We start from the raw sequence: 26,133 nt of genomic DNA, 5'->3' as shown, positions 1-26,133 counted from the left end.
GTCCTCATCCGCGCGGGAGCCCGAGCCATGCCGACATCGGGTGAGTGGCCCCGGGGTGCGGGCGCGATGATCCGGCGGATCAGGGAACACGACTGGGCCGCGACGCCGCTCGGCGCGATCACCGGCTGGCCGGCCGACCTGCGATTCGCGGTCGATCTGATGCTGAACAGCCCGCTCGCCATGGTCCTGCTCCGCGGGCCGGAGCTTGTGCAGATCTACAACGAGGCCGGGAGCGAGGTGGTCGAGGCGGGATCAGGGGCCGCGCTCGGCATGCCCCTGCGCGAGGGTTTCGCGCAACTGCACCGCATCATCGCGCCGCTCCAGGCCCGGATCCGCGATCGCGAGCCGGTGATCCTGCCGGAGGTGCGCCTGCCGGTCCGGCGCGGCGACACCGAACACGAGGCATGGTGGGATCTGCAGCTTCTGCCGCAGGGCGACGGGGAGGGTGCCGTGACCGGCATCCTTGTCCTGCTGATCGAACGGACCGATGCGGTTCTGGTGCGCCGGCGCATGGAGCGGGCGATGGCGCGGCAGCGTGCCAGCGAGGAACGGCAGGGGTTTCTGCTCCGGCTGTCGGATGCGCTGCGGCCGCTGAGCGACCCGTTTCGGATCCAGGAAACCGCGGTGCGGCTGCTGACCGAACAGCTCGACGTGCCGGGCGCGGCCTATTTCACGGTCGGGAAGGACGGCAACAGCTGCACCCGCACCGCGAAACACGAGGCCGTGCCCCTGCCGCTGCCCGATCACGGGCGGCTCTCCGATTTCGGTGCCGGCCTTGCCGCCGAGTTTCGCGCCGGCCGGACGCTGACCCTGCGCGACACCGAGGCCGAGCCATTGCACGACTGGCAGCGCAGCGCGTTCCGCGACCTCGGCCTGCGGGCCGGGATCGTGGCGCCGCTGGTCAAGGATGGCCGCCTGTTCGCGCTGGTCGGGGCCTGTTCCCTCGCGCCGCGCGACTGGAGCGATACCGACATCCGCATCGTCGAGGACGTGGCCGAGCGCACCTGGGCCGCCGTCGCCCGCGCCCAGGCCGAGGCGGGGCTGCACGACCGCGACCGCCGGCACCGGTTCCTGCTGCGGCTCAGCGATGCGCTGCGGATCGAGGCGCAGGCCGGGGAGGTGATCCACGTCGGGCTCAGGATGCTGGCCGAGGAGCTTGAGCTTGATCTTTGCGTCGCGGTCCGGGTCGATCCATCCGCTCAGGCCGAGGTTCTGCACCAGGTCCGCCGCAGCGAGCGCATTCCGGCCATGGCGCCCCGGCTGCCGCTTGCGGACATTCCGGGCGCCGGCCGTTTCGTGCCGGACCGCGCGCTTACCTTCAGCGACATGAGATCGGCCCGCACCCTGCCGGCGGCGGATCGCCGCCGCGCGCGGCGCATGGGGTTCGGGGCGCTGGTGTCGGTGCCCCTGACCGGGGCGCTTCCCCGCTGTTCGCTCATGGCCGTGTCGGCCCTGCCCCGGCTGTGGAGCGCGGCCGAGGTGGTGCTGATCGAGAACGCGACGGAGCGGATCGGCTCGCGGCTTGCCAATCTCCGGGCCGAGGCGGCGTTGCGCGAAAGCGAACATCGCTTCCGCCAGTTCGCCGATGCCTCGACCAGCGTGCTCTGGATCCGGGATGCGCGCACGCTGCGCATGGTCTTTGCAAGCCCCGCCTTCCGCGCGATCTATGGCTGCCCCTGCGACCGGGCGGGGGAGGACGGCCTGCGCTGCTGGCTGCGCAGAGTGCTGCCGCAGGATCGCCGCGCGGTTCTGGACAGGCTGCGCCGCACCCGCCGGGGCGAACGGGTCGAACATGAATTCCGCATCCGCACCGCCGATACCGGCGAACAGCGCTGGATCGCCGCCACCGATTTCCCCATGTCCGACGCCGGGGGGCAGGTGCAGTGGATTGCCGGGCTCGGCGCCGATGTGACCGCGGCGCGGCTGTCCACCGAGCGCCAGCATGTGCTGGTCGCCGAGTTGCAGCACCGCACCCGCAACCTGATCACGGTGATCGGGTCACTGGCAAGCCGCACCCTGCAGCGGGCGACCTCGCTCGAGGATTTCGGCCAGCGTTTCGGCCAGCGGCTGAGTGCGCTGTCGCGGGTGCAGGGGCTGCTGTCGCAGCTTGCGACCGGGGACCGGGTGGCCTTCGACCGGCTGCTGCGCACCGAACTGGTTGCCCATGGCGCGGTGGACGGCGCGGCCGCCAAGGTGACGCTGGAGGGGCCGACCGAGATTCCGCTGCGCTCGAGCATGGTGCAGACGCTGGCGCTCGCGCTGCATGAACTGGCGACCAATGCGGTCAAGCACGGCGCACTCGCGGAAAGCCAGCCCGAGGGCCGCCTGCTGATCCGCTGGTGGGTCGAGCCGAACACCAACGATCCGCGCCTGCATATCGAATGGCGCGAAAGCGGCGTCGACATGACGCAGGCCCTGAAATCCGCGCGCTACGGCTATGGCCGGGAACTGCTGGAACGCGCGCTGCCCTATCAGCACGGGGCGATCACCTCGTATCGTCTGCAGCCGGACGGGGTCCATTGCGCCATCAACGTGGCGGTTCATGCCGGGGCGCCCGCGCCGGTCTGAGGGCTTGTTCCCGATTCTCGTGGTATAGAAAACATTCAGGCGGCAGGTGGGTGTCCACCTGCCGCCTGTGCCGCACCGGCCGCAAGCCGGCGCTGTGTTTGGGTCATTCCTCAGCGGCGCCCGCGCGAACGGCCACCATAGTCGCCTTCGCGGCGGCGACGCTCCCAGCCGAGCTCGGACGCTTCGGAGTGACCCTCGGAATCGCCGAACCAGCCGCCCTGGCCGCGATCACGCGAATAGTCGTCGTCGTCGTAGCGGCTGCGCGAATAGCGGCGGTCATCGTCGTCGTAACGGCTCGACCGGCCCCGCGAACGGCCGCCGTAGTCGCCCTCGCGGCGGCGGCGTTCCCAGCCGAGTTCGGACGCTTCGGAGTGCCCCTCGGAATCGCCGAACCAGCCGCCCTGACCGCGGTCGCGCGAATAGTCGTCATCGTCATAACGTCCGCGCGAATAACGCCGGTCGTCGTCATAGCGGCTGCGCGAATAACGGCGGTCGTCGTCGTCGTAACGGCTCGACCGGCCCCGCGAACGGCCGCCATAGTCGCCCTCGCGGCGGCGACGCTCCCAGCCGAGTTCGGACGCTTCGGAATGACCCTCGGAATCGCCGAACCAGCCGCCGTGACCACGGCCGCGCGAATAGTCGTCATCGTCATAACGTCCGCGCGAACGGCCGCGCGAATAACGCCGGTCGTCGTCGTCCCGGTCATAACCGCCACGGCCCCGGCTGTAGCCGCCGGAACGGTTCCGATGATCGGAATCGCTTACAAAACGACCTTCTTCGTCACGTTCAGGCATGTGCCTTGGCATGATTTTCCTCCTGATCTTTCATGAAATGCCGTCAGAGACGGCAGAAGTGCGTCGCCGGCAGGGCGGCGCGGTCCTGCGGATGCCTGGGCATCCGCTCAAGCCGCCGGGCAGGCGCCCGACGCTCTTGACTGGAACGAGCGGACCGCAGAGCGGCCCGGTCGCGAATGGAACGAAAAAGCCCTGGATTCGCGAATTCAGCGCCGCAAGACCCGTCCGCACGGCCGGGCAGAGCCCGCCTTGGGCACGCGATTTCGCCCGCGGGAGGGCGGATTTCACCTCCGATTGTTGCGTCTGATCCGATGTCATCCGGGCTTTCCCATGTCGTTTTCGATTTGCCCGTCCTGAACCGGGAGCCGCGTCGAATGTTCCTGCGGAGGTTTCGGGAAAAAGCAGAAATGGCCAAGGAACCAGACAGCTATGGCGCCCGCGCGATCGGTTTCGCATGCGGGGCGGCTTTTCCCCGGGCAGGAAATGAAAAGCCCCGCCGTTTTCTGCGGCGGGGCCATTCTCGTCACGGGGCAATCCCGAAACATCGTTTCAAAGAGGTGCAACGGCGCGGCATTTCAGCGCCGGCCCGCCTCGCGCGATCAATCTCCGCGATCAGTCTCCGCGATCAATCCTTGTGTTCGGGAAGATCCTTGCGCTCGGTCGAGGCCAGTTCCTCAAGCTCGGATTCGCTCATCGAGTCGTACATGTCGCGGGATGCGCCCTGCAGCGAGCTTTTGTCGGTCTCTCCGCGTTTCGCGGCAAGCGCCGCACCGGCGGCTTTCTGCTGCGCCTTGGACTTGGCTGGCATTGGATCATCTCCTGATGGTGAAAATCGCCGCCGAAGGGCGCAATTTCCGGTATTCACCTTCCCGAACGGTCCCCGCTTTCGCGGTTGCCGCCTCCGGCGTTCGGTTCGTTTTCCCTGCGCAGTTCCTCTGCCGTATCCTGGGTTTCGGCCTTGCGCATCTTGTCCTGCTGCGCCTTGCGGGGGGTGTTGAACTTGCGGCTTTCGCCCTCAAGGTCGAATGGCCCGTTCATCCCCATTGCCGCGCTGCGCCGGTCATGACGTCATCCTGTATATTCGGGCATGTTCTTCAGTTCCGCCTTGGTCCAGCGGGTGGTGGCGTGAACGCTGTTGCTGTTGTCGCGCATGAAATCCAGGTCGCGCGCGGCCAGTTCCACAGGTTTCGATCCGATCCCCAGAAAGCCGCCGACGTCGATCACCACGCGGCAGTCCACGCCGTCATTGAACACATGGGATACATGGCCGATCTTTTCATTGTCCGGCCCGTAGATCACGGCGCCCATGAGGGTGGTTTCGTTCAGCTCCGGGATATCGAGCCGCACATGATTGGCATGGTCCATCGGCTGTCTCCTTTTTCGGCTCGCCAGTTTCCGTTTCGGCCCGCCACGCGGGCACTGCGGGAAAAACCGGGGCGTGGCGGGTTTGTTCCCGGTCGACCCGGAACATCCGGTCCGTTTCCCGGTTCATGCAACCCAAGGCAAAGCTGTTTGCCGAAACCTTCCAGAGGAGATCACGCGATGAGAAAGCTTTTCATCACCACCGCCCTCACCACCGGGCTTGCGACGGCGCTCGCCCTCACGCCCGCCGTGGCGCAGGAGCAGTCGAGCTCGCAATCCGGCCTGACCGGCGGGGAAGAGACCGAATCCGCCCTGGATCAGAACGGCTGGCCCGAGGTCGAGGCGCCCGAAGGATACAATCTCAGCAAGGACCGCGCCGTGACCACCCGCGACCTGGACGGCGCCGACGTTTACGGGCCGGGCGACGAAAAGATCGGGACCGTCTATGCGCTGCTGTTCAAGAGCGGCGAACTGCAGATCAGCGAGCCGCGCGCCTCGGGCGAAAGCCTTGACGACACGACCGGGGATACGGGCGGGGACACGGGCGGAGACATGTCCGGGGACACAACCGGGACCGGCAGCGGCGACGACACCACGATGTCCGGCGGTGCGGGCGGCTCCGAAGGCGGCGCGGACACGACCGCGGGCAGCGCCAGCGACACGGGTGATGCCGGAACGTCAGGCAGCGATGGCGACACGGGCGATACCGCAACCACCGGAACCACGGGCGATACCACGACCATGGATTCGGACATGGGCAGCGAAGGTTCGACCAGCGACGGCACCGCCGCCACCGATTCCGCCACCGGCAGCAGCCAGGGAGAGCTCGAGATCAGCGAGGCCATCATCGACGTCGGCGGCTTCCTCGGGATCGGCAGCCACCGCGTCGCCGTCCCGGTCGAGGAGCTTGCCATCTATACCAAGGACGACGACAGCGACGATATTCGCGTCTACCTGCCCCGGACCAAGGAAGATCTCGAGGCCATGCCCGAGTTCGACCAGGACGAGGTGAACGGCAACGCCCGCACCGATTCGCACCGCGAGGGCGACGGCGGCACCAACGACGCCACGGGCGATACCTCGACCAATCCGTGACCGGCGGAGCAGCGGCCGCGCCCGAACCGGGTCGGGCAGGGAGCGCCCGGCCCCGGATCAGGCGCGGGCCGCCTGCCGGCCGTCCTTGCCGCTCTGGTCGCTTGCAACCGCCGTTTTGTCACCCGTGCGCCTTGGCCAAATCCTGAAAGTGATGCGGCAAGGCGCCCGTTCTGCTATGCAAAAGGCCAGGGCCCGCGATACCGGAGAGGAGGGCAGCGCCATGTTCGCAGACCGCTTTGATGCCGGCCGGCAGCTTGCCCGGGCGCTTGCCCCCTATCGCGCTGACGCGCCGCTGGTGCTGGCGCTCCCCAGGGGCGGGGTGCCGGTCGCGGTCGAGGTGGCACGGGCGCTCGGGGCGCCGCTCGACGTGATCCTCGTGCGCAAGATCGGCGCTCCGGGTCAGCCGGAACTGGCCATTGGCGCGCTGGTGGACGGCGATCCGCCGCAACTCCTGCTGAACGACGAACTCGTGGCGGCGACGGGCGCCGACGAGGATTACATCGCCGCGGAGCGCGAGGCGCAGGAACGGGAAATCGCCCGCCGCAGAGATATTTATCGCGGCGGTCGTCCCCCGCCCCGGCTGCGGGACCGCACGGTGATCGTCGTCGATGACGGTATCGCCACAGGCGCCACGTTGCGGGTGGCATTGCAGGCGCTTGGACGCGCAGGCGCGGGCCGGATCATCGCCGCGGTGCCGGTTGCGCCCGCCGACGCCCTGCCCCCCATCCGGGAGGAGGCGGACGAGGTGATCGTTCTCGAAACCCCGTCCCGGTTCCAGGCGGTGGGTGCCCATTACCGCGATTTCGACCAGACCAGCGATGCGCAGGTCATCGACATCCTGCGCCGTGCGGGGAACCGCGCCTGAGCCGGGCCCGACCCCCGGATCCTTCGACAATTTTCGATAATCGGCCTTTCAGTAATTCGCGGGCGGATCGCTCGCCGGGAAGGATTCCTCGCCCTGCTGGTCGAGAATCTCCTTCTCCCGCTTGGCCTCGGCGCTCTTGCGGGGGCTTTCAGCGGCCTTTTCCGCGGCTTTCTCGGCGGCCGCCTCGGCAGGCGAGGGTTCGCTGCGCTCGGAGGGCGGAAAGCCGGGCGTATGGCGGGGCCGCCTGTGGCCGATCTGGTCGCAGATGCCCCGCAACGCGAATCCTGCGCCGAGGGCGACAAGGACCGGAACAAATCGTAGCATGTGAATTTCCCCTTTGGTGATTGCAATGTTCAGATGAAGGGCGCGCCGCCGGTGACGGCGATGGTGGCCCCGGAGACATAGCTCGACATGGGCTCGGCCAGCATCACATAGGCCGAGGCCAGTTCCACCGGCTGCGCCGGGCGCCCGATCGGAGAGTTCTTTCCGAAATTCGCCACGTGGTCGGGCGACATGCTCGACGGGATGAGCGGCGTCCAGACCGGCCCCGGCGCGACCGCATTCACGCGAATGCCGCGCCCGGCCAGCATCTGCGCCAGCCCCGAGGTGAAATTCTGGATCGCCCCCTTGGTGGTGGCATAGGCCAGCAGCTTCGGGTTCGGCCGGTCGGAATTGATCGAGGCGGTGTTGATGATGGCGCCACCCTCGCGCATGTGCGGCACCGCCGCCTTGGCCAGATGGAACATCGCGTCGATATTGATCGCGAAGGTGCGGCGCCATTCGTCGTCGGGGATGTCCTCGATCTGGTCGAACAGCGCCTGATGGCCGGCATTGTTCACCAGGATGTCGATGCGGCCGAATTTCTCGACCATGCGGGCCACGATGCCGCGGCAATGTTCGGGATCCGAAATGTCACCGCACAGCGACAGGCATTCACGCCCCGTTTCGCGGACAAGCTCCTGCGTGCTGCGGGCGTCCTCGGTCTCCTCGAGCCAGGACAGGCCGAGGTCCGCGCCTTCGCGGGAATAGGCGATGGCTACCGCGCGCCCGATCCCGCTGTCGCCGCCGGTGATCAGCGCGACCTTTCCGTCAAGGCGCCCCGCGCCCTTCCAGCGGTCCTCGCCATGGTCGGGGCACGGGTCCATCCGGGCAAAGCTGCCGGGCGGATCCTGATGCTGCTTCGGGAAGGGCGGTTCTGGAAAATCGGTCATCGGTCTGTTTTTCCTTCTGGTTCCGGGTCCACCGAGGGCCCGTAATCGCCGGGGCCGCTCGGATCGCTGGTGTGCTTGCCCGCGGGGTCGATCCGCTGCATGCGCTGGTCGATCCGGTTGGGCTCGGGGTGGCGCCGCTGGTCGAGCGCGGAGCGGGGCGTGCTGTCCGGCACCGGCCCGGCGGTCGGCCCGGCGGTCGGCTCGTGGGTGGCGGCGGGGGCTGTTGCGGGCTCTTCCGGGCGCGCCGCGGCCAGCAGCCCCGGCATGAACCCGACCCCGAGCGCGACAAAACCGGCGACGACGCCGGGGGTGCTCAGCACCAGTTCCCAGCCCGGCGTGAGCCGCGACGGCATGAGCCCGTAATCCACAAGCGCCGCCAGAAGAACGGTGAGGCCCGCGGCCAGCCAGGGCATGGGAAGGCCGCGCCCGATACCGCGCCGCAGCAGGATCAGGATGATCAGCGCCACCAGGGCCCAGAAAAAGCAGGACAGCACATGAATGATCGTGCCGACGCCCGTATGGCGCCAGTCCGCGGCCGTGACCTGCGCCGCCCCGTCCCCGTGGAACACATGGATCGTTGCGTTCAGCGGCATCCACCAGGGGGCTCCCGTTGCGGCGGAAAGCCCCCCGAGAACGGCAGTCGTCAGCACGGCGGCCCCGGCCCCTGCAAGCAGGAAGGCGCGGGCCGGATGCGTCAGGGCATGGGCCGGATGGATCATGGTTTTCCCTTTGTTTCCGGTTGTCGTTCCAGGCGAAAGGAAACCGGCCCGCCCCGGGATTGTTCCACGGAACAAAACCGAATCCGCATGGTTTGCGGGGATGGAGATTGCGGGGGCACCCTGCAGCCCGCCCCGAACAAGGAGAGAACACCATGCCGAAGATTCTGGACGACCTGTTCCACGACACGCTCAAGGACATTCACTATGCCGAGCGTCAGATCGTGAAGGCGCTGCCGAAGATGGCCGATGCGGCGCAGTCCGACCGGCTGCGCGATGCCTTCCGCGAGCATTGCAAGCAGTCCGAAACCCATATCGAACGCCTGCAGAAGGTGTTCGAACTGATCGACCAGCCGGCCGGCACCAAGACCTGCCCGGCGATCGAGGGGATGATCAAGGAGGGCGAGGAGATCATGAAGGACTTTCACGAATCCGCCGCGCTCGACGCGGGACTGATCGCCGCCGCGCAGGCGGTCGAACATTACGAGATCGCCCGTTACGGCACGCTGCGCGAATGGGCGGCCCAGCTTGGCCTGCAGGATGCGGCGCGGCTGCTCGACCAGACGCTGCAGGAAGAAAGCGAGACGGACGAGCTGCTGACCGCGATCGCGGAAGAAAGCGCGAACCACCACGCCGAAGACCGGACCTGATCAATCCCCCGGTTGCGCGCGACCGCCCCCGTCAGCCCGGCTGGCGGGGGTTTTCGGCTGCTCCGTGCGAGCGGGCGGCGGGAACGGGCGGTCAGGATGCGGGAAGGTCATGCCGGCCGGAACCACGGGGGAGGAAAACGATGCGAAAAGCAAAACAGGCTGCCTCGCACATTGGCTCCGGGCCGGCATGCGAAAGGCCAGCACTGGAGCGGCCTTCCGAAGCGATAAAACCACGGATCGGCGGGTTTGTTCCGGCGCCGCACCCGAAATTCCGGCCTGCGCGCCGGAATATCAGGCCACCGGCTCCAGCGCGTTGCGCAGAAGCGTGCGGGCCCGGCTGACCCGGCTCTTGATCGTGCCGATGTCGCAATCGAGGATCCGCGCCGCGTTCATGTAGCTTTCACCAAGCGCCACCAGCACCACCGCCTCGCGGTAATGAGACGGAAGCCGGCGCAGCGCCACCTTCATGTCCATGAGCTCCATATGCGAATCCTGCCCCGCCTTGACCCGGGGCTGCGCCGAGACGCAATCCTCGGATCCGGTCCGCTCGCGCGCGGATTTGTGGCAGTTGGTGAAGAATCGGTTGCGCATGATAGTAAAAAGCCAGGCACGCATGTTGGTGCCTGGCTGATAACGGTCCGCGTATTCGATGGCCCGGAGAAGCGTCTCCTGAACAAGGTCTTCGGCATCGGGCACGGATTTGCATAGAGAACGCGAATAGGCTCTCAGCGCAGGAATATACACCAGGACGTTATCTTCCATTGAGCAGCTCCCTTTGATGACAGGAGCCTAACGCAACGGCAGATTTGTGGTTCCGGAACCTTATGCAGCCGGCGACAATCCGCCGAACGGCATCAGTTGCCGGTCTGCCGGCGCTTTTTCGCCTGCGACAGCGCATCTTCCAGCCGTTTGGCCAGTTCTCGCAGGCGCGGCGAAACCGGCTCTGTCTCGGCCTCTGCGAGCAGCTCGCTCAATGTCCGGTCGAACTCCGGGTCGATGACCGGAATTCTTTCGTTTTCGTTCATAGTCACCTCCACAACCTCATGACACTACAACATTCGAAACCCCCGAATGCAGGGGCCGGGATCGGGATCAAGGGCGGCTGTTGCATCTGGGTCACTATTTCAGGCCCCCCGGACCATTGGCAATGAACATTCTGCGGATGGCACCGTAACATTTCGTGATCACACGCGGCGGCGCGGCATGATCCGCTGTGCGCGCCGCTGTTTTGCCCACCGATTTCTGGAACATCCGTCCTCTGCCGCGGTTTGCGGTCCGGGGGCCGAACTTGGGGCCGAACCTATCGGATTGGAAAGGAATTGGACATGCCTGTCTGGTCAAGACTGACCCTGACCGTCACCTGCACCCTGGCGGCGGGCGCGCTCTGCGCCGAGCAGGGCAACGATGCAGCGGCGCAAACCGGGGGGCCCGAACGGTCGCCGGCCGAGGTTACCTGCGGGGATCTTGCCGGTCTGGGGCAGGACGCCACCGCGCCCGCGCTTTATTACATCATGGGCTATCGCGAGGGCAGCGCCCGCTCGAACGATGCGCAGGCGGCAGGCGCCGGCGGCGGCAACGACATCTCCAAGGGCTTCGAAGGGCCGGTCGGCGATTCGGGCGAGACCATCGATGATGTCGGCGCATCCTCGTCCAGCGACAGCAGCACGACGACCGAGGGCACCCAGTCCGACGGCGCCGCGCAACCCGGTGCAGCCGATGATGCGCCCGACGCCGGGTCGGATGCGGCGGAAACGCCGATCCGGGGATTTGCGCAAATTTCGGTCGAGGACGTCTTGACCGCCTGCGCCGACACTCCCGACCGCAAGCTTTCGGACGCGATGGACGAGGTTCAGGGCAAGGAAGGCGCTGGCGGCGGGGAATAGCACCCGTGTCCGCCCTCCGCACGCGAAGGGGGCGGAACGGCGTTTCCACCGCCCCGCCCCCGATAACCCCGGCCCCGCGAATGCCGGGGCCGGACGTGGACTTGCGCGCCTAGCTCGGGCTGTGGGTGCGGCTGCGGCGTCCGGTATGGGGCCCGCCGCGCTGGTCGGGATTGCCCTTGTTGTCGGTGCCGGTGTGATCCGAAGGGGCATGCTTTTCCGGGTTCTCGCCGCTTTTCGGCTCTTTCTCCCGGTCCGGCATCTTTCTTTCGTCTGCTTTGTCGTCTGCCATGTCATCCTCTCCTTGCTTGCAGGGGAGAAACCGGCCCGGAAAGGGAATGTTCCGGCGACATGTGGGCGACATGTTCGGGCAACGCATTGCCGTCAGCATTTCGCCGCCGTTTCCGCCGCCGGGGACCGGAAACCGTGTCAAGCCGGATAATTTGTCGGGAACATAGCCGGCGGAAGGCGGTTGGCTCGGCGGCTGTCCCGGACGGACAGACAATGCAGACACAGGAGGAACTCCATGGCTGACAGATACGAAAGAGACAACGACCGTCGCCGCCACGAGCAGGAACGTGAAATTGAACGGACCAGCTTTGGCCAGCCCTATGCGCGGCCCGACCCCAGCGACTACGCCGGCAATCAGCGACGTTCGTCGAATGACCGCCAGGGTCGCGGATCGAATGACCGCCGCGGTCGCGGTTCGGACTACGGCGATGATCGTTACAGCAGCACCGGCGGCTATCGCGGCGGCTCCGACTACTACGACGACTATGATCCGCTTCACGCCCGGAGCGCCTCGGCCGACGTGGAATACGGGCATATGGGCGGCGCCGGCCGCGATGCGCAGGAACGCGCCTTTCACGGCGACACCAGCCCCGGCGGCTATGGCCGGTCCCGTGCCGAACGCACCGGCGGGCTCGACGCCGACGAGCGCGAGTTCAACGCCGGGAACTACCGCGGCAATTACGACGTCGATGACGACGACGATGATGACCGCGACGATTACCGCTCGAACTATCGCGAGCGGGGCGCCGGAGAGGGTTATCCCGGCTATTCGCAGCGCCCGGAACGTCGTCTGGGGCGCCGTCCGGTAGGTTACGGGCCCTATGCCTATGGTCGCGACGACGATGAGGACTATCGTTACAGGCCACGACGGGAGCGCGGCTGGCTTGACCGCACCGAAGACGAGGTCGCCTCGTGGTTCGGAAACGACGACGCGGAGAGACGGCGCGACATGGACGAACGCCGGGATGACGACCGCGAACGGAGAAACCGCTGGGATCACCATCGCCATGACTGGTGATCGCGGCAGCCGCTTTACCCGTTAGCCAGCGACTCCGGGCAGCGCCGCGCAAGCGGCGGGCCCGGAACTCGCGTGGCCCGGCCGGTTCCCGGGCCACCGCGGGGCTCGGTGACGGGGCCGATGGCAGGGCCAATAACAGGACCGGTGACCGGGGCGACAGGGAAACGGATGTGGAGACGCGAAACATGAGGGTCCTGGTGGTTGAGGACGATTACTTCATCGCCGATCAACTGGTGCGGGAAATCTGTGAACTGGGGGACGAGCCGATCGGCCCTTTTGCGTCGGTCGGCGATGCGCTGCCGGTGATCGACCGCGCCGAAGTCGCCATTCTGGACATCAAGCTCGGCGACGAGACCTCCTTTCCCATCGCCGACCGCCTGATGATGACCCACACCCCGTTCCTTTTCCTCACGGGCTATGATTCCCAGCTCGTTCCCCACCGGTTTTACGAGACAGACATCTACATCAAGCCCAGCCGGGCAGAACCGATGCTGAAGGCGTTGCGCGCGCTCCACCACCCGCCCCAGGACTCGCCGGCCGCGCCCCGCGTTCCCGGGGCCGACGGCACCGAGACGATCGAGGATCTGGTGATGGAGATGCTGCGGCGCGCCCGTCATGTGATGCCGGACAATGCCTCGGCCGAACGGCTTGTCGAACGGGTGCTGAAGGTCGCGCTTCAGAAGGTGGACCAGGGCGCGGACGAGCAGGATCTGAAGAACTGGCTCCGGCAGCTGTTCGCCTATGAATTTCGCAACCGCATTTCGCACCTGCACTGAGGATGCGCGGCATGCGGCAGCTTCCCTCCCGGCCCGGGATCGCAATCGCCCCTCGGAGATGGACCCGGAGATGACCATGGAAAGCGGTGCAGACAACACGTCGCGTGCGGCGGAAAGGGCGCTGGCGCTGGCCAGGAACCGCATCGCGATCGAGCAGGTCTCGCCCTCGGTCGATGCCGGGCGTTTTGCCGCCAAGGTGGTGGTGGGGCGGCCCTTTCCGGTGCAGGCGGATGTGTTCGGCGACGGGCATGACGTGATCCGCGCCGTGGCGGAACTGTGGAGTGACGACGGCTCGGTGCTGGCGCAGGAGATGCGCCCGCTCGGCAACGACCGGTGGGAGGCCGAACTGATCGCGCCGGCGCCGGGGCTCTGGGAGCTTTGCGTGCTGGGCTGGCGCGACATGTTCGCAAGCTGGCACGCCGACACCATCCGCAAGCGCGATGCCGCGCAGGACATCGCGCTTGAACTCGTCGAGGGCTGCGCCCTGGTCGAGGCGGCGCTTGCCCGTTGCCGCAAGGGCCGCGAAGGAGCCGAGCACGAGCCCGAGCTTGTCGCGCTGCTCGGGCGGCTCGATACGGGAGAGGCCGATGCCGCCGATCTGCTGCTGGACGAGGCCACCCTTTTGCTGATGCGCCAGGCCGGCGCGCGCAGCGACCTGACCCGCCACCCCGGCCTGCCGCTGCGCGCCGACCGCGACGCCGCCGCCTTCGGCGCCTGGTACGAGATGATGCCGCGTTCCTGGGGCAGGGACGGCGCCCACGGCACGTTTGACGACGTGATCGCGCGGCTGCCCTATGTGCGCGATCTGGGCTTTGACGTGCTTTATTTCCCGCCGATCCATCCGATCGGCACCACCAACCGCAAGGGGCCGAACAATGCGCTGACGGCGGGGCCGGAGGATCCGGGCAGCCCCTATGCCATCGGCAGCGCCGAGGGCGGGCATTGCGCGGTTCATCCCGAACTCGGCACGCTCGAGGATTTCCGCCGTCTCGTCACCGAAGCGGCCGCCGAGGGGATCGAGATCGCGCTCGATTTCGCCATCCAGTGTTCGCCCGATCATCCCTGGATCCGCGAGCATCCCGAGTGGTTCGACTGGCGCCCGGACGGCAGCCTGAAATTCGCCGAGAACCCGCCGAAGAAATACGAGGACATCGTCAATGTCCATTTCTACCGCGAGGCGCTGCCGTCGCTCTGGCTGGCGCTGCGCGATGTGGTTCTGTTCTGGATCGGGCAGGGCGTGCGCATCTTTCGCGTCGACAATCCGCACACCAAGCCGTTCCCGTTCTGGGAATGGCTGATTGCCGAGGTGCAGGCCGATCACCCCGACACGATCTTTCTGGCCGAGGCCTTCACTCGCCCGAAGGTGATGAAGCGGCTGGCAAAGCTCGGGTTTACGCAATCCTACAGCTATTTCACCTGGCGCCATTCCAAGGCGGAGCTGACCGATTACCTGACGGAACTGACGCAGACCGGGTGCCGCGATTACATGCGGGTGAACTTCTTTGCCAACACACCCGACATCAATCCCTATTTCCTGCAGTCGAGCGGGCGGCCCGGGTTCCGCACCCGGCTGGTGCTGGCGGCGACACTGGCCGGCAATTACGGCATCTATAACGGCTTCGAGATCTGCGAAAGCGCGCCGCTTCCGGGGCGCGAGGAATATCTCGACAGCGAAAAATACCAGTTGCGGCAATGGGATTTCGACCGGCCCGGCCATATCAGGGACGATATCCGCCTGATCAACCGCATCCGGCGCGACCATCCCGCGATGCACGATTCCGGCAACCTGCGCTTTCTGCCCGCGCATCACGATCAGGTGCTTTGTTACCGGCGGTTCGATTTCGAGGCCGGAAGCTTCCTGCTGTTCCATGTCAATCTCGATCCGCGCACCGCGCACGACTTCATGTTCGAGCTTCCGCTTTCCGAATTCGGCCTGCCCGACGACGGCTCGATCGAGGTCGAGGATCTCCTGCATGGCAACCGCTTCACCTGGCACGGGCGCCACCACTGGCTGACGCTCGACCCCGAAACGCGCCCCTATGCGATCTGGCGGCTGTTCCCGCCGGGGAGCGCGCAATGAATGCCCCCGCCCCGCTGCCGGCGCCGGACGGCGGGTTTCTGGGCGCAGTTGACGGCCGCTGGCGCCACCCGCTCGAGACAGGGATCCTGCCCGGCTGGCTTGGCTCGCGGCGCTGGTTCGGCGCCCGCAACCGCCCCGTCCGCGCGGTCACGCTGCTGCCGCTGGCCGAGATGGCGCCGGATCTTGCGCTCCTGCTGATCGACGTGCGGCTTGACGGTGCGACGCAGCGCTATTTCCTGCCGCTTGCCCTGCGCGATGCCACGGGTGCCGTCGGGTTCCCGCTTGCCCCTGTCGCCGGCGGCCGGGTGCTGATCGACGCCGCGGAGGATGCGGCCAGTGCCGGGGTTCTGCTGGCCGCGCTGCGCGCCGGGATCACCCTGCACACCGGGAACGGGCAGATCCGGTTCGAGCCCGAGGACGCCACGCGCCTGGCCTCGCCCGGCCCGCCGCGCGCGCTCAAGGCGGATCAGAGCAACGCGACCCATGTGTTCGGGCAGGACGTCATGCTCAAGCTTTACCGCCATATCCACCCCGGGTTGCAGCCCGAGGTCGAAATGGCCCGCCACCTGAGCCGGCAGGGATTTACCCATATGCCCGCCTTTCTGGGGCAGGTCGCGCTGCATCAGGGGAACGGTGCGGCGGACAGCGGCGAAAGCGGGAATGATCGCTCCGATCATGACAGCGTGCTGGCTGTCGCCTTTGCCTATCTGCGCAACGAGGGCGATGCCTGGTCGTGGCTTTGCGCGGCGCTGCGGCAGGATCCGGGACCCGGCCGCGGGGCCTGGCTCATGACCCGGCTCGGCCAGCGCATGGGGGATCTGCACCGCTGTCTTTCCGCGACCGATGCGCCGCCCGGTTTCACCCCCGAACCCGTGACCATTGCCCATGTCGAGCGCTGGATGCACGAGACCGAAAGCGATCTCGAGACGGCGCTGGAGGCCCTGGCCCGGGCCGCGCTTGGCCCCGCCGAGACGCAGCTTGCGCGCGAGGCGCTGGGGCGGCGCGCCGAGTTCGCGCGGCTGATCGGGCAGCCCGCACATCTGCCGCCGTCGGGGCTATGTACCCGCATCCACGGGGATCTGCATCTCGGGCAGGTGCTCGTGACCCGGGATCCGGGCGGCGCGCGCGATGTGGCGATCATCGACTTCGAGGGCGAGCCCCGGCGTCCGCTGCCCGAGCGGCGCACGCTGACGTCGCCGCTGCGCGACGTGGCGGGGATGCTGCGCTCGCTCGACTATGCGGCCCAGCTTTGCGATGCCGGCCGATCCTGGGCGCGCGGGGCAAGCCGCAGTTGCCTTGCCGCCTATGAACTCTCGATGGACGGCAGCCCGGCCCTGCCGGCCCGGGAACCGGCGCGGGCGCTGCTTCGTTTGTTCCTGCTGCAGAAGGCCGCCTATGAAATCAGCTATGAACTGGCCAGCCGGCCCGAACTGGTGGCGGTGCCGCTGCGCGGGCTGCTGGCGCTGATCGGCACGGGCGCGGACCGGAGCGGGCAGGAGAAGGAGACCCCATGACCGACGCGCTTCCCGATCACGCGCCGCCCGCCCCCGATATCCGGCAGATCCTGCGCGGCCAGCACCAGAATCCCTTTGCCGTCCTCGGGATGCACCGCGACCCGGAGGGGCGGCTTGTGGTGCGGGCCTTTGCGCCCGAGGCGGGCAAGGTCACGGTGATCGACCGCGGCAGCAACCGCGCCGTCGCCCGGCTCGAGCGGATCGACCCGGAGGGGTTCTTCAGCGGCGTGCTGGCGCGGCGCAGCCGGGCCTTTCTCTATCGGCTGCGGCTCTGTGCGGGGGCGGCGGAATGGGAACGCGACGACCCCTATTCCTTCGGCCCGCTTCTGGGAGAGCTTGACGAATATCTGCTGGCCGAGGGGCACCACGAAGACCTGTATCGCCGGCTGGGTGCGCATCCCTGCGAACACGAAGGGGTGCGCGGCACCGGCTTTGCCGTCTGGGCGCCCAATGCGCGGCGGGTGAGCGTGGTCGGCGATTTCAACGCCTGGGACGGGCGGCGCCACCCGATGCGGCTGCGCCACGGCGCCGGGGTATGGGAAATCTTCATCCCCGGACTCGGGCGCGGGGCGCTTTACAAATACGAGATCCTCGGCGCGCATGGCGATCTCCTGCCGCTCAAGGCCGATCCGGTCGGCTTCTCCGCCGAGCCCCCGCCCGCCACCGCCTCGCGCATCACGGGCCTGCCGCGTCACGAATGGCAGGACCGGGACTGGCGCTCCCGCACCGGCCCGCCGCCGCAGCAGGAGCCGATCTCGATCTACGAGGTGCACGCGGGATCCTGGCGGCGCGGCGAAGGCAACCGCGTCCTGTCCTATGCAGAGCTTGCCGAGGAACTGGGCGATTACGTGGCGGGAATGGGGTTCACCCATGTCGAATTCCTGCCGCTCAGCGAACATCCCTTTACCGGTTCCTGGGGCTATCAGCCGATCGGCATGTTCGCCCCGACCGCGCGCCACGGCGCGCCCGAGGATTTCGCCGCCATGGTCGATCACCTGCATCAACGCGGGCTGGGCGTGATCCTCGACTGGGTTCCGGCGCATTTCCCCTCGGATGCGCACGGTCTGGCGCGGTTCGATGGCACCGCGCTTTACGAACACGCCGATCCGCGGCTCGGCTTTCACCATGACTGGAATACGCTGATCTACAATTTCGGCCGCCTCGAAGTCGCGAATTTCCTGCGGGCGAGCGCGCTTTACTGGCTGCGGGAATTCCACGTGGATGCGCTGCGGGTCGATGCGGTGGCGTCGATGCTGTATCTGGATTATTCGCGCAAGGCCGGCGAATGGCTCCCCAACCGCTACGGCGGGCGGGAAAACCTTGATGCGATCGAGTTCCTGCGCCGCTGCAACGCGACGATTCACGACCATGTGCCCCATGCCCTGACCATCGCCGAGGAATCGACCGCATGGCCCGGCGTCAGCCGCCCCCCGGACCGGGACGGGCTCGGCTTCGATTTCAAATGGAACATGGGCTGGATGCACGACACGCTGCAATACATGTCGGCCGATCCGATCTATCGCCAGTATCACCATGACCAGATGGTGTTCGGGCTGCATTACGCGTTTTCGGAGAACTTCGTCCTGCCGCTCAGCCATGACGAGGTGGTGCACGGAAAGGGCAGCCTGCTCGGGCGGATGCCGGGCGATCACTGGCAGCGCTTTGCCAATCTGCGCGCCTATCTCGGCTTCATGTGGACCCATCCGGGCAAGAAGCTGATCTTCATGGGCGGCGAATTCGGGCAGGAGCGCGAATGGAACCACGACACCAGCCTCGACTGGCACCTGCTGGACTACCCCGAACATGCGGCGCTGCAACTGCTGGTGCGGGATCTCAACCGCCTTTATCGCGACACCCCGGCGCTGCATGTCAGGGATTGCGACGCCGCCGGCTTCCAGTGGATCGATTCCGGCGATGCCGCGAACAACCTGTTCAGCTATCTGCGCCTCGGGCGGGCGAATGATCCGCCGGTCGCGGTGATCTGCAACATGGCGCCGGTGGTGCGCGAGGGCTACCGGCTCGGCCTGCCCCGGGGCGGCCACTGGCGCGAGATCCTGAACAGCGATGCGCGGGTCTATGGCGGCTCCGGCGCCGGGAACGGCGGCGTGGTGCTGGCCGGCGAGCCGGGCGCGCATGGCCGCCCCTTTGCCGCCACCCTTACCCTGCCGCCGCTCGCGGTGCTCGTGCTCACGCCGGAGACCCAGGATGTCTGAAGACAGGATACCGCTTGCCGGATCGGATGCGCCGCTCGGGGCGACATGGGACGGGTCCGGGGTCAATTTCGCCCTGTTTTCCGCCCATGCGACCAGGGTCGAGCTTTGCCTGTTCGAGCCCAAGGGCCGGCGCGAGACCGACCGGATCGAATTGCCGGAAAACACCCATCAGGTCTGGCACGGCTATCTGCCCTGGGTGCGGCCGGGGCAGCTTTACGGCTATCGCGTGCACGGGCCCTATGCGCCCGATGCCGGGCACCGGTTCAACCCCCACAAGCTGCTGATCGACCCCTATGCGCGGGCGCTGCACGGCAACCTGCGCTGGCATGACGCGCTGTTCGGCTATCGCGTCGGCCACCGCGACGGGGATCTGAGCTTTGACCGCCGCGACAGTGCATTCGTCATGCCCAAATGCGTGGTGGTGGACCCGGCCCATACCTGGGGCAACGACATCCGCCCGGCGCATCCCTGGCCCGAAACCGTGATCTACGAGGCCCATGTCAAGGGCATCAGCGCCCGCAACCCGGCCCTGCCCGAGCAGATGCGCGGCACGTTCGAGGGGCTGGCGGCGCCCTCGACCATCGCGCATCTGAAACGGCTCGGCATCACCGCGGTGGAGCTGCTGCCGGTCCATGCCTTCGTTGACGACCGTTACCTGATCGACCGCGGCCTGACCAATTACTGGGGCTACAACACGCTCGCCTTCTTTGCTCCGGCGCCGCGCTACCTGATGCGCGAGGGCGCCATCAACGAATTCCGGCTGATGGTGCGCCGCCTGCACGAAGCGGGGATCGAGGTCATCCTCGACGTGGTCTACAACCACACCGCCGAGGGCAACCAGATGGGCCCGACCCTGTCTTTCCGCGGCATCGACAACGCCAGCTATTACATCCTTGGCGACGACCGGCGCTATTATTACGACACCACCGGCTGCGGCAATACGCTCGACATGCGCCACAGCCGCGCGCTGCAACTGGTGATGGATTCCCTGCGCTACTGGGTCGAGGACTGCCACGTGGACGGCTTCCGCTTCGACCTTGCCACCGCACTGGGGCGCGAGCGCGAGGCGTTCGACGAACATTCGGTCTTTCTGGAATCGACCCGCCAGGACCCGGTGCTGAACAAGGTCAAGCTGATCGCCGAGCCCTGGGACGTCGGCCCCGATGGCTATCAGCTTGGCAATTTCCCGCCCGGCTGGGCCGAATGGAACGGGCATTTCCGCGACACGGTGCGCGCCTTCTGGCGGGGCGACGAAGGCATGGCGGCGGCGCTTGCGGACGGGCTCATGGGGTCGGCCGCGCTGTTCGAAAAGGCCGGGCGGCGGCCATGGGCCAGCGTCAATTTCATCACCGCCCACGACGGGTTCACGCTGGCCGACCTGGTCAGCTACAACGACAAGCACAACGAGGATAACGGCGAGAATAACCAGGACGGCACCGACAACAACCTGAGCTGGAACTGCGGCGCCGAGGGGCCCACGGACGACCCCGACATCCAGCGCCTGCGCGACCGCCAGCGCCGCAACCTGATGGCGACCCTGATCCTTGCCCAGGGCACGCCCATGATCCTGATGGGGGACGAACGCGGCCGCAGCCAGCACGGCAACAACAACGCCTATTGCCAGGACGTGGAGTTCAACTGGCTGGACTGGGCGCCCGACCACCCCGACCGCGCCGGATTCGAGCCGTTCCTGCGCGGGCTGATCGCCATCCGCCGGGCCCATCGCCTGCTGCAATCGGACAAGTTCTTTCACGAGGATCCCTATGGCCGCTTTCCCGGCCGTGCCCAGTGGCTGCGCCCCGACAGCGAGGAACTCGACGCGCAGGACTGGGACAATCCCGGCACGCGCGCGCTGGGGCTGTTCCTGTCACAACCGGGCGAGGCGCTGCTGGCGCTGCTCAATGCCTCGGACGGGGCGCTCGATTTCACCCTGCCCGAGCCGCCCGGAGGGGGCTGGCGGCTTCTGGTGGATACCGGGCGCGGGTTCGCCGCCCGACGGGGAAAGCCCTGCGACGTGGCCTCGGTCAGCATCGAGGCGCGCACCGTCCTCATGCTGGAAAGCACCGGGCGATGAGCGCCCCGGCGCGGCACTGGGGCGGGCACCTTCGCGAGGGAGGCGCGCATTTCGCGCTCTGGGCGCCGGCGCAGGCGCGGCTTGCCCTACGCGCTGGCGGGCACGATCAAATGATGCAGCCCCATGGCGACGGCTGGTTCACCTGCACGGCTGCTGGCCTGCGCGCGGGCGATGCCTATCATTTCGTGCTGGAGGACGGGCGCACCGTCCCCGATCCGGCGGCGCGGGCGCAGGCGGGCGATGTGCACGGCCCCTCAAAGCTGGTCGATCCCGCGGGGTTTCGCTGGCAGAACCCCGGCTGGCAGGGCCGCCCCTGGGCCGAGGCGGTGATTTATGAGCTTCATACCGGCACCTTCACCCCGGACGGCACCTTCCGCGCCGCCATCCCGCGGCTTGCCGAACTGGCCGATTTGGGCGTCACCGCGATCGAGCTGATGCCGATCGCGCAATTCCCCGGCAATCGCGGCTGGGGCTATGACGGGGTGCTGCCCTATGCGGTGCATCCGGCCTATGGCCACCCCGACGACCTGCGGGCACTGGTCGATGCGGCGCATGGGCTGGGGCTCATGGTGCTGCTCGACGTGGTCTACAACCATTTCGGGCCGGAGGGGAATTACCTGCCGCTATATGCCCCGGATTTCTTCGATCCCGACCGCCACACGCCCTGGGGCGCGGGAATCGCCTGGGACCGCGCCCCGGTGCGCCGCTTTTTCATCGACAACGCGCTGTATTGGCTGGATGAATACCGCCTCGACGGGTTGCGGCTGGATGCCATCGACCAGATCGCGGATGCCTCGCAGCCCGACATCCTGACCGAACTGGCGCAGGCGGTGCGGACCCGTTTCGACCGCGAGGTTCACCTGACGACCGAGGACAACCGCAACATCACCCGCCTGCACGAGCGCAAGGGCGACCGGGTGCCGCTTTATACGGCGGAATGGAACGACGACTGGCACAACGCCGCCCATGTGATCGCGACCAATGAAACCGCGGGTTATTATCGCGATTTCGCGGACAATCCCCATGCGCATCTTGCCCGCGCCATGGCCGAGGGCTTCGCCTGGCAGGGCGAGGTTTCGCCCGGCACCGGCGCCCCGCGCGGGCAGGCCAGCGCCCATCTGCCGCCCGCGGCCTTCGTCGATTTTCTGCAAAACCACGACCAGACCGGCAACCGCGCCCTGGGCGAACGGATCGACGCCCTTGCCGATCCGCGCGCGGTGCGCGCGCTGCGGGCGATGCTGCTGCTCTCGCCGCATGTGCCGCTGCTGTTCATGGGCGAGGAATACGGCGAAACGCGCCCGTTCCTGTTCTTCACCGATTTTCAGGGCGATCTGGCCGAAGCCGTGCGGCAGGGCCGGCGGCGCGAATTCGCGCAGTTCGGCTTTGATGCGCAGGCGATCCCCGACCCGAACGACCCCGAAACCTTCGTCGCGAGCAAGCTCGGCTGGTCGCGCCGCACCAATGCGGGGGCCGGGGCACTGGCATGGATGCGCAGCCTGCTCGCGGTGCGGGCGCGCGAGGTCACGCCGCATCTCGGGCGCGCCGGGGGCCATGCCGGACGGGTGCTGGCATCCGCGCCGGCGGTGGTGGCCGTGGAATGGGCGCTGGACGGGGCGGCGCTGGCGGTGCTGGCCAACCTGTCCGACCGACCCGCCCCGGCGCCGCCGGCCGGGGGCCGGGCGATCTGGGGCGAGGAGGGTGAGGGCCTTGGTCCCTGGCAGGTCCGCGCCCGGAAGGCCGCGCCATGAACCCGCTCGACCGAACGGGGCGCTGGCACGGCATCCCGCCCGCCTTCACCGACGCAAGCGGACAGCGCCGCCACGTTCCCGCCGCGACCCGCCGCGCGCTGCTGGCGGCGCTGGGGGCCGACCCCGACGGCCCGCCGCCCGCAGGACCGCCCCCCGATCGCGGCATGCGCGCGGGCGATGCACGCTGTTTCCTGCCGCCGTGGCTGTCGCAGGCACCGGCCTGGGGGCTGTTCTGCCAGCTTTACGAACTGCGCTCGGGGCGCAACTGGGGCATCGGAGATTTCCGCGATCTCGCGGATCTGGCGCGCATCGCCGCCGCGGCGGGGGCGGATTTTCTCGGCGTCAACCCGCTCCATGCGCTGTTTCTGGCCGCGCCGGAGCGGTGCAGCCCGTTCTCGCCCTCGAACCGGACCTTTCTGAACCCCCTTTATATCGCCGTTGACGAGGTGCCGGGCGCCGGCCCGCCGCCGCACCTGGTCCGGTTGCGCAGCGCCGAGATGGTGGATTATCCGGCCGTCACGCGGCTGAAGCTCGCGGCGTTACGCGACATTTTTGCCCGCCAGCCCTTTGCCGATGACGCCGCGCGGCAGGATCACGCGGCTTTCACCGCCCGCCGGGGGGCCGCGCTGCACCGCCATGCGCTGTTCGAGGGGCTCTCGCTCCATATGGCGGCGCAGGGGCATGGCGCGGGCTGGACCGGCTGGCCGGCGGATTACCATGCCCCCGACAGCGCGGCGGTACGGGATTTTGCCGCCCGACACGCGCCGGAGATCGCCTTTCATGCCTGGCTGCAATGGCTGGCCGACCGGCAACTGGCGGCGGCGCAAGCCACCGCGCGCGCGGCCGGGATGCGGATCGGGCTCTACCTTGACCTTGCGGTCGGCGAGGCGCCGGACGGATCCTCCGCCTGGGACGGGCAGGCGATGCTGCGCGGCTTTCACATCGGCGCGCCGCCCGACCTGTTTCAAAGCCATGGCCAGAACTGGGGCCTCGCCGCGCCCTCGCCCGCGGCGCTGGAGGCCGCGGATTTCGCACCGTTCCGCGCCATGATCCGCGCCCAGCTTGCCCATGCCGGCGCGTTGCGGATGGATCATGCGATGGCGCTCTGGCAGCTTTTCCTGGTCCCCGAGGGCGCGCCTGCGGCCAGGGGCGCTTACCTGCGTTTTCCCATGCGCGCCATGCTTTCGGTGCTGGCCGCGGAATCGCAGCGCGCCCGCGCCATGGTGATCGGCGAGGATCTGGGCTCGGTCCCGCGCGGGTTTCGCGGCGCGATGGCGCGGGCCGGGGTGCTGTCCTATCGCGTGCTGTATTTCGAGCAGACGGATGCCGGGTTCATCGCGCCCGAACGCTATCCGCAACTGGCGCTTGCCTGCCTTTCGACCCATGACCTGCCGACGCTGGCGGACTGGTGGCAGGGGGCCGACATCACGCAGCGGGCGGACTTCGGGCTGGTCGATGCCGAGACCACCGCGCGCCACCACGCCCGCCGCGCCGAGGAGCGCCGCCACCTGATGGCGGCGCTGCACCTGCCGGGGCCGGTCACGGGCGCCCTGCCCGATCATGTGCTGGAGGCCGCGCATGGCTTCATCGCCCGCAGCCGCGCGAGCCTTGTGGCGGTGCGGCTCGCGGATCTGGCCGGGCCGCAGGCGCCGACCAACGTGCCCGGCACCCTGGCCGAGACCTATCCGAACTGGCGCCTGCGCAGCCCGACCGCCATCGAGGATCTGCCCGGGCATCCGCGTTTCCGGGCGGTTATGGCGCTCATGTCACGCGAGCGCCCGCACCCGCGGCTCTGACTGGCGGAAGCGGGCATAAAGCGCCGCATATTCCGCCGCCGTGCGGCCGAGCGAAACATCGGTTTTCATGGCGTTGCGGATCATCTGCTGATGACAGGGCGGATTGGCCAGGATCGCCGTCAGCCGGTCGAGCGCGAAAAGGATGCCGGCGGCCGAAACCTCGCGCAGATGCAATCCGGTCGCCACGTTCTGCGCCAGCGCCATGGGGCTGGCGTCGATCACCGAATCCACAAGTCCCCCGGTCGGCGCGACGATCGGCAGCGCGCCGTAGCGCAGGGCGCACATCTGGGTCAGGCCGCAGGGCTCGAAGCGCGAGGGCACGAGCAGGGCATCGGTGCCGGCCTGGATGCGATGCGCCAGCGCCTCGTCATAGCCGACATGGACACCCGCCCGCCCCGGATGCGCCGATCCGACGGCGAGCGCGCGGGTCTCGTGCGCCTCGTCCCCTGCGCCGAGGATGATCAGGTTGAACCCGCGCCCGATGATCTCGCCGGCGGCGTCGAACACCAGATCGACCCCCTTCTGATCGGTCAGGCGGCTGACCATCGCCACCAGCGGGCGGCCGTCCTCCAGCGCAAAGGCGGTATAAAGCGAATTGCGGTTCACCTGCCGCTGGCCGAGGCGGCTGGCGGTATACTGGCGGATGATCAGCGGATCGGTCTCGGGGTTCCATTCCTCGGAATCGAGGCCGTTCAGGATCCCGACCAGATCGGCCCCCCGCGCCCGCAGGAGCCCGTCGAAACCGCCGCCGAGCGCGGGGCGGGTCAGTTCCTCGGCATAGGTGGGGCTGACGGTGGTGACCAGGTCGGAAAACGCGAGCCCGGCCTTGAGAAAGCTCACGTCACCGTAGAACTCCACCCCGTCGATGCCGAAGAACCCCTCCGGCAGGCCGAGTTCGGGAAAGATGGCGGCCGGAAAGCGCCCGGCGAAGGCCACGTTGTGAATGGTCTGGATAACCGGCGTCTCGCTGTCCTGCGCGCGCAGGCAGGCGGCGCAAAGCCCGGCCTGCCAGTCATGGGCGTGGACCACATCGGGCACCCATCCGGGCAGCGCGCCGCAGGCGATCGCCGCCGCCGCCTGCGCCAGCAGCGCGAAGCGTTTCCAGTTGTCGGGATGGTCCTGCCCGGCCGCATCCAGATAGGGCCCGCCCGGCCGGTCATAAAGCGCGGGCGCATCCAGCAGGAAGATGTCGATCCCCTGCATCCGGCAATGCCGCAGCCCCGCCCGCCCGAGCGGCAGATCGAGCGCGGCGAGTTCGGTGCAGCTTTCCAGCGACATCGTGACGCCGCGATAGGCCGGCAGCAGCACGCGCATGTCCACCCCCTGCCCGGCCAGCGCACCCGGCAGGGCCCCGGTCATGTCGGCAAGGCCGCCGGTCTTGATCAGGGGAAACATTTCGGAGCAGACCGACAGGACTTTCACATCATCTTCCTTTGCTTTTATCGGTCAGACACGAGAGCATGACGCGATTGTGCTTGTTGC

At 67.9% G+C, this 26,133-nt stretch carries 24 protein-coding genes; 13 read left to right on the top strand and 11 right to left on the bottom strand.

Translation table 11 applies throughout. The features are described from left to right. Positions 1 to 27 precede the first annotated feature (27 nt). Positions 28 to 2,568: an HWE histidine kinase domain-containing protein gene (locus B0B01_RS11790; protein ID WP_083946321.1), complete on the top strand. Its 2,541-nt coding sequence runs from the start codon at positions 28 to 30 to the stop codon at positions 2,566 to 2,568. Positions 2,569 to 2,678: 110 nt separating this feature from the next. Here B0B01_RS11790 and B0B01_RS11785 read toward each other — a convergent pair whose 3' ends face one another. From B0B01_RS11785 to B0B01_RS11770, 4 genes are all read right to left on the bottom strand, one after another. Beyond that, entirely contained in the window at positions 2,679 to 3,374 is a 696-nt protein-coding gene (locus B0B01_RS11785) for a hypothetical protein (protein WP_143733095.1), read from the bottom strand. Between the two features lie 613 nt (positions 3,375 to 3,987). Next, positions 3,988 to 4,170 (bottom strand): DUF3008 family protein, encoded by a 183-nt coding sequence (locus B0B01_RS11775; protein WP_076650260.1) that lies wholly within the window; start codon positions 4,168 to 4,170, stop codon positions 3,988 to 3,990. A gap of 53 nt (positions 4,171 to 4,223) precedes the next feature. Next, complete coding sequence (locus B0B01_RS13205) at positions 4,224 to 4,400, bottom strand: hypothetical protein (protein WP_159438982.1); 177 nt, start codon at positions 4,398 to 4,400, stop codon at positions 4,224 to 4,226. A 30-nt stretch (positions 4,401 to 4,430) separates the two neighbouring features. Further along, on the bottom strand, positions 4,431 to 4,727 hold the full coding sequence (locus B0B01_RS11770; RefSeq protein ID WP_076650259.1) for a PRC-barrel domain-containing protein: 297 nt from the start codon (positions 4,725 to 4,727) through the stop codon (positions 4,431 to 4,433). A gap of 177 nt (positions 4,728 to 4,904) precedes the next feature. On the opposite strand from B0B01_RS11770, the gene B0B01_RS11765 reads away from it, so the two are divergent. Continuing rightward, positions 4,905 to 5,819, top strand: coding sequence for a hypothetical protein (locus tag B0B01_RS11765; protein WP_076650258.1), 915 nt, complete (start codon positions 4,905 to 4,907; stop codon positions 5,817 to 5,819). A gap of 220 nt (positions 5,820 to 6,039) precedes the next feature. Next, positions 6,040 to 6,684, top strand: a complete 645-nt coding sequence (locus B0B01_RS11760) for a phosphoribosyltransferase (RefSeq protein WP_200805450.1) — start codon at positions 6,040 to 6,042, stop codon at positions 6,682 to 6,684. Positions 6,685 to 6,732: 48 nt separating this feature from the next. Here the strand turns inward: B0B01_RS11760 and B0B01_RS11755 are convergent, their stop codons facing one another. From B0B01_RS11755 to B0B01_RS11745, 3 genes are read right to left on the bottom strand one after another with little or no spacing between them, the layout of a single operon-like run. Beyond that, on the bottom strand, positions 6,733 to 7,008 hold the full coding sequence (locus tag B0B01_RS11755) for a hypothetical protein (RefSeq protein ID WP_143733094.1): 276 nt from the start codon (positions 7,006 to 7,008) through the stop codon (positions 6,733 to 6,735). A gap of 29 nt (positions 7,009 to 7,037) precedes the next feature. After that, complete coding sequence (locus B0B01_RS11750; RefSeq protein ID WP_076650255.1) at positions 7,038 to 7,895, bottom strand: glucose 1-dehydrogenase; 858 nt, start codon at positions 7,893 to 7,895, stop codon at positions 7,038 to 7,040. Continuing rightward, entirely contained in the window at positions 7,892 to 8,614 is a 723-nt protein-coding gene (locus B0B01_RS11745; RefSeq protein WP_076650254.1) for a hypothetical protein, read from the bottom strand. Before B0B01_RS11745 ends, B0B01_RS11750 begins: the two co-directional genes overlap by 4 nt. Positions 8,615 to 8,766: 152 nt before the next feature. Between B0B01_RS11745 and B0B01_RS11740 the strand changes: the two genes are divergently transcribed. Continuing rightward, positions 8,767 to 9,261, top strand: coding sequence for a YciE/YciF ferroxidase family protein (locus B0B01_RS11740; RefSeq protein WP_076650253.1), 495 nt, complete (start codon positions 8,767 to 8,769; stop codon positions 9,259 to 9,261). Positions 9,262 to 9,552: 291 nt separating this feature from the next. Here the strand turns inward: B0B01_RS11740 and B0B01_RS11735 are convergent, their stop codons facing one another. Both B0B01_RS11735 and B0B01_RS13200 read right to left on the bottom strand, forming a co-directional pair. Next, complete coding sequence (locus tag B0B01_RS11735; protein WP_076650252.1) at positions 9,553 to 10,023, bottom strand: sigma-70 family RNA polymerase sigma factor; 471 nt, start codon at positions 10,021 to 10,023, stop codon at positions 9,553 to 9,555. 92 nt (positions 10,024 to 10,115) lie between these two features. Beyond that, entirely contained in the window at positions 10,116 to 10,286 is a 171-nt protein-coding gene (locus B0B01_RS13200) for a hypothetical protein (protein ID WP_159438981.1), read from the bottom strand. A gap of 300 nt (positions 10,287 to 10,586) precedes the next feature. On the opposite strand from B0B01_RS13200, the gene B0B01_RS11730 reads away from it, so the two are divergent. Beyond that, complete coding sequence (locus B0B01_RS11730) at positions 10,587 to 11,144, top strand: hypothetical protein (protein ID WP_076650251.1); 558 nt, start codon at positions 10,587 to 10,589, stop codon at positions 11,142 to 11,144. Positions 11,145 to 11,253: 109 nt separating this feature from the next. Here the strand turns inward: B0B01_RS11730 and B0B01_RS11725 are convergent, their stop codons facing one another. Further along, complete coding sequence (locus tag B0B01_RS11725) at positions 11,254 to 11,433, bottom strand: hypothetical protein (RefSeq protein WP_076650250.1); 180 nt, start codon at positions 11,431 to 11,433, stop codon at positions 11,254 to 11,256. Between the two features lie 234 nt (positions 11,434 to 11,667). On the opposite strand from B0B01_RS11725, the gene B0B01_RS13300 reads away from it, so the two are divergent. The 8 genes from B0B01_RS13300 to malQ all read left to right on the top strand — a co-directional run bounded on the left by B0B01_RS13300 (position 11,668) and on the right by malQ (position 24,651). After that, complete coding sequence (locus B0B01_RS13300) at positions 11,668 to 12,450, top strand: SWFGD domain-containing protein (protein WP_076650249.1); 783 nt, start codon at positions 11,668 to 11,670, stop codon at positions 12,448 to 12,450. A 185-nt stretch (positions 12,451 to 12,635) separates the two neighbouring features. Further along, positions 12,636 to 13,226, top strand: a complete 591-nt coding sequence (locus B0B01_RS11715) for a response regulator (protein WP_076650248.1) — start codon at positions 12,636 to 12,638, stop codon at positions 13,224 to 13,226. A gap of 121 nt (positions 13,227 to 13,347) precedes the next feature. Then, the gene (locus tag B0B01_RS11710; RefSeq protein ID WP_076650325.1) at positions 13,348 to 15,306 is read left to right on the top strand and encodes an alpha-1,4-glucan--maltose-1-phosphate maltosyltransferase; all 1,959 of its coding nucleotides are present in this window, start codon (positions 13,348 to 13,350) and stop codon (positions 15,304 to 15,306) included. Further along, complete coding sequence (locus B0B01_RS11705) at positions 15,303 to 16,820, top strand: phosphotransferase (RefSeq protein WP_076650247.1); 1,518 nt, start codon at positions 15,303 to 15,305, stop codon at positions 16,818 to 16,820. The genes B0B01_RS11710 and B0B01_RS11705 overlap by 4 nt, the downstream gene beginning before the upstream one ends. Continuing rightward, complete coding sequence (gene glgB / locus B0B01_RS11700) at positions 16,817 to 19,033, top strand: 1,4-alpha-glucan branching protein GlgB (protein WP_076650246.1); 2,217 nt, start codon at positions 16,817 to 16,819, stop codon at positions 19,031 to 19,033. Before B0B01_RS11705 ends, glgB begins: the two co-directional genes overlap by 4 nt. After that, entirely contained in the window at positions 19,026 to 21,107 is a 2,082-nt protein-coding gene (gene glgX / locus B0B01_RS11695; protein ID WP_076650245.1) for a glycogen debranching protein GlgX, read from the top strand. Before glgB ends, glgX begins: the two co-directional genes overlap by 8 nt. Then, entirely contained in the window at positions 21,104 to 22,855 is a 1,752-nt protein-coding gene (gene treZ, locus B0B01_RS11690) for a malto-oligosyltrehalose trehalohydrolase (RefSeq protein ID WP_076650244.1), read from the top strand. The genes glgX and treZ overlap by 4 nt, the downstream gene beginning before the upstream one ends. Beyond that, positions 22,852 to 24,651: a 4-alpha-glucanotransferase gene (malQ, locus tag B0B01_RS11685; RefSeq protein ID WP_076650243.1), complete on the top strand. Its 1,800-nt coding sequence runs from the start codon at positions 22,852 to 22,854 to the stop codon at positions 24,649 to 24,651. The genes treZ and malQ overlap by 4 nt, the downstream gene beginning before the upstream one ends. On the opposite strand, the gene glgA is transcribed toward malQ, so the two are convergent. After that, complete coding sequence (gene glgA, locus B0B01_RS11680; RefSeq protein ID WP_076650242.1) at positions 24,622 to 26,073, bottom strand: glycogen synthase GlgA; 1,452 nt, start codon at positions 26,071 to 26,073, stop codon at positions 24,622 to 24,624. The genes malQ and glgA overlap by 30 nt on opposite strands. Between the last annotated feature and the right edge of the window lie 60 nt (positions 26,074 to 26,133).

This window comes from Pontibaca methylaminivorans (genome assembly GCF_900156525.1).
Taxonomy (GTDB): Bacteria; Pseudomonadota; Alphaproteobacteria; order Rhodobacterales; family Rhodobacteraceae; genus Pontibaca; species Pontibaca methylaminivorans.
Note: the sequence above shows the minus strand (reverse complement) of the source record. Positions and strands in the feature narration are given on the sequence as shown.

What these genes read in the sequence shown, in the direction of transcription:
- B0B01_RS11790 (WP_083946321.1), top strand. Translation starts at nt 28, where the DNA reads ATGCCGACATCGGGTGAGTGGCCCCGGGGTGCGGGCGCGATGATCCGG.
- B0B01_RS11785 (WP_143733095.1), bottom strand. Translation starts at nt 3,374, where the DNA reads ATGCCAAGGCACATGCCTGAACGTGACGAAGAAGGTCGTTTTGTAAGC.
- B0B01_RS11775 (WP_076650260.1), bottom strand. Translation starts at nt 4,170, where the DNA reads ATGCCAGCCAAGTCCAAGGCGCAGCAGAAAGCCGCCGGTGCGGCGCTT.
- B0B01_RS13205 (WP_159438982.1), bottom strand. Translation starts at nt 4,400, where the DNA reads ATGAACGGGCCATTCGACCTTGAGGGCGAAAGCCGCAAGTTCAACACC.
- B0B01_RS11770 (WP_076650259.1), bottom strand. Translation starts at nt 4,727, where the DNA reads ATGGACCATGCCAATCATGTGCGGCTCGATATCCCGGAGCTGAACGAA.
- B0B01_RS11765 (WP_076650258.1), top strand. Translation starts at nt 4,905, where the DNA reads ATGAGAAAGCTTTTCATCACCACCGCCCTCACCACCGGGCTTGCGACG.
- B0B01_RS11760 (WP_200805450.1), top strand. Translation starts at nt 6,040, where the DNA reads ATGTTCGCAGACCGCTTTGATGCCGGCCGGCAGCTTGCCCGGGCGCTT.
- B0B01_RS11755 (WP_143733094.1), bottom strand. Translation starts at nt 7,008, where the DNA reads ATGCTACGATTTGTTCCGGTCCTTGTCGCCCTCGGCGCAGGATTCGCG.
- B0B01_RS11750 (WP_076650255.1), bottom strand. Translation starts at nt 7,895, where the DNA reads ATGACCGATTTTCCAGAACCGCCCTTCCCGAAGCAGCATCAGGATCCG.
- B0B01_RS11745 (WP_076650254.1), bottom strand. Translation starts at nt 8,614, where the DNA reads ATGATCCATCCGGCCCATGCCCTGACGCATCCGGCCCGCGCCTTCCTG.
- B0B01_RS11740 (WP_076650253.1), top strand. Translation starts at nt 8,767, where the DNA reads ATGCCGAAGATTCTGGACGACCTGTTCCACGACACGCTCAAGGACATT.
- B0B01_RS11735 (WP_076650252.1), bottom strand. Translation starts at nt 10,023, where the DNA reads ATGGAAGATAACGTCCTGGTGTATATTCCTGCGCTGAGAGCCTATTCG.
- B0B01_RS13200 (WP_159438981.1), bottom strand. Translation starts at nt 10,286, where the DNA reads ATGAACGAAAACGAAAGAATTCCGGTCATCGACCCGGAGTTCGACCGG.
- B0B01_RS11730 (WP_076650251.1), top strand. Translation starts at nt 10,587, where the DNA reads ATGCCTGTCTGGTCAAGACTGACCCTGACCGTCACCTGCACCCTGGCG.
- B0B01_RS11725 (WP_076650250.1), bottom strand. Translation starts at nt 11,433, where the DNA reads ATGGCAGACGACAAAGCAGACGAAAGAAAGATGCCGGACCGGGAGAAA.
- B0B01_RS13300 (WP_076650249.1), top strand. Translation starts at nt 11,668, where the DNA reads ATGGCTGACAGATACGAAAGAGACAACGACCGTCGCCGCCACGAGCAG.
- B0B01_RS11715 (WP_076650248.1), top strand. Translation starts at nt 12,636, where the DNA reads ATGAGGGTCCTGGTGGTTGAGGACGATTACTTCATCGCCGATCAACTG.
- B0B01_RS11705 (WP_076650247.1), top strand. Translation starts at nt 15,303, where the DNA reads ATGAATGCCCCCGCCCCGCTGCCGGCGCCGGACGGCGGGTTTCTGGGC.
- glgB (WP_076650246.1), top strand. Translation starts at nt 16,817, where the DNA reads ATGACCGACGCGCTTCCCGATCACGCGCCGCCCGCCCCCGATATCCGG.
- glgX (WP_076650245.1), top strand. Translation starts at nt 19,026, where the DNA reads ATGTCTGAAGACAGGATACCGCTTGCCGGATCGGATGCGCCGCTCGGG.
- treZ (WP_076650244.1), top strand. Translation starts at nt 21,104, where the DNA reads ATGAGCGCCCCGGCGCGGCACTGGGGCGGGCACCTTCGCGAGGGAGGC.
- malQ (WP_076650243.1), top strand. Translation starts at nt 22,852, where the DNA reads ATGAACCCGCTCGACCGAACGGGGCGCTGGCACGGCATCCCGCCCGCC.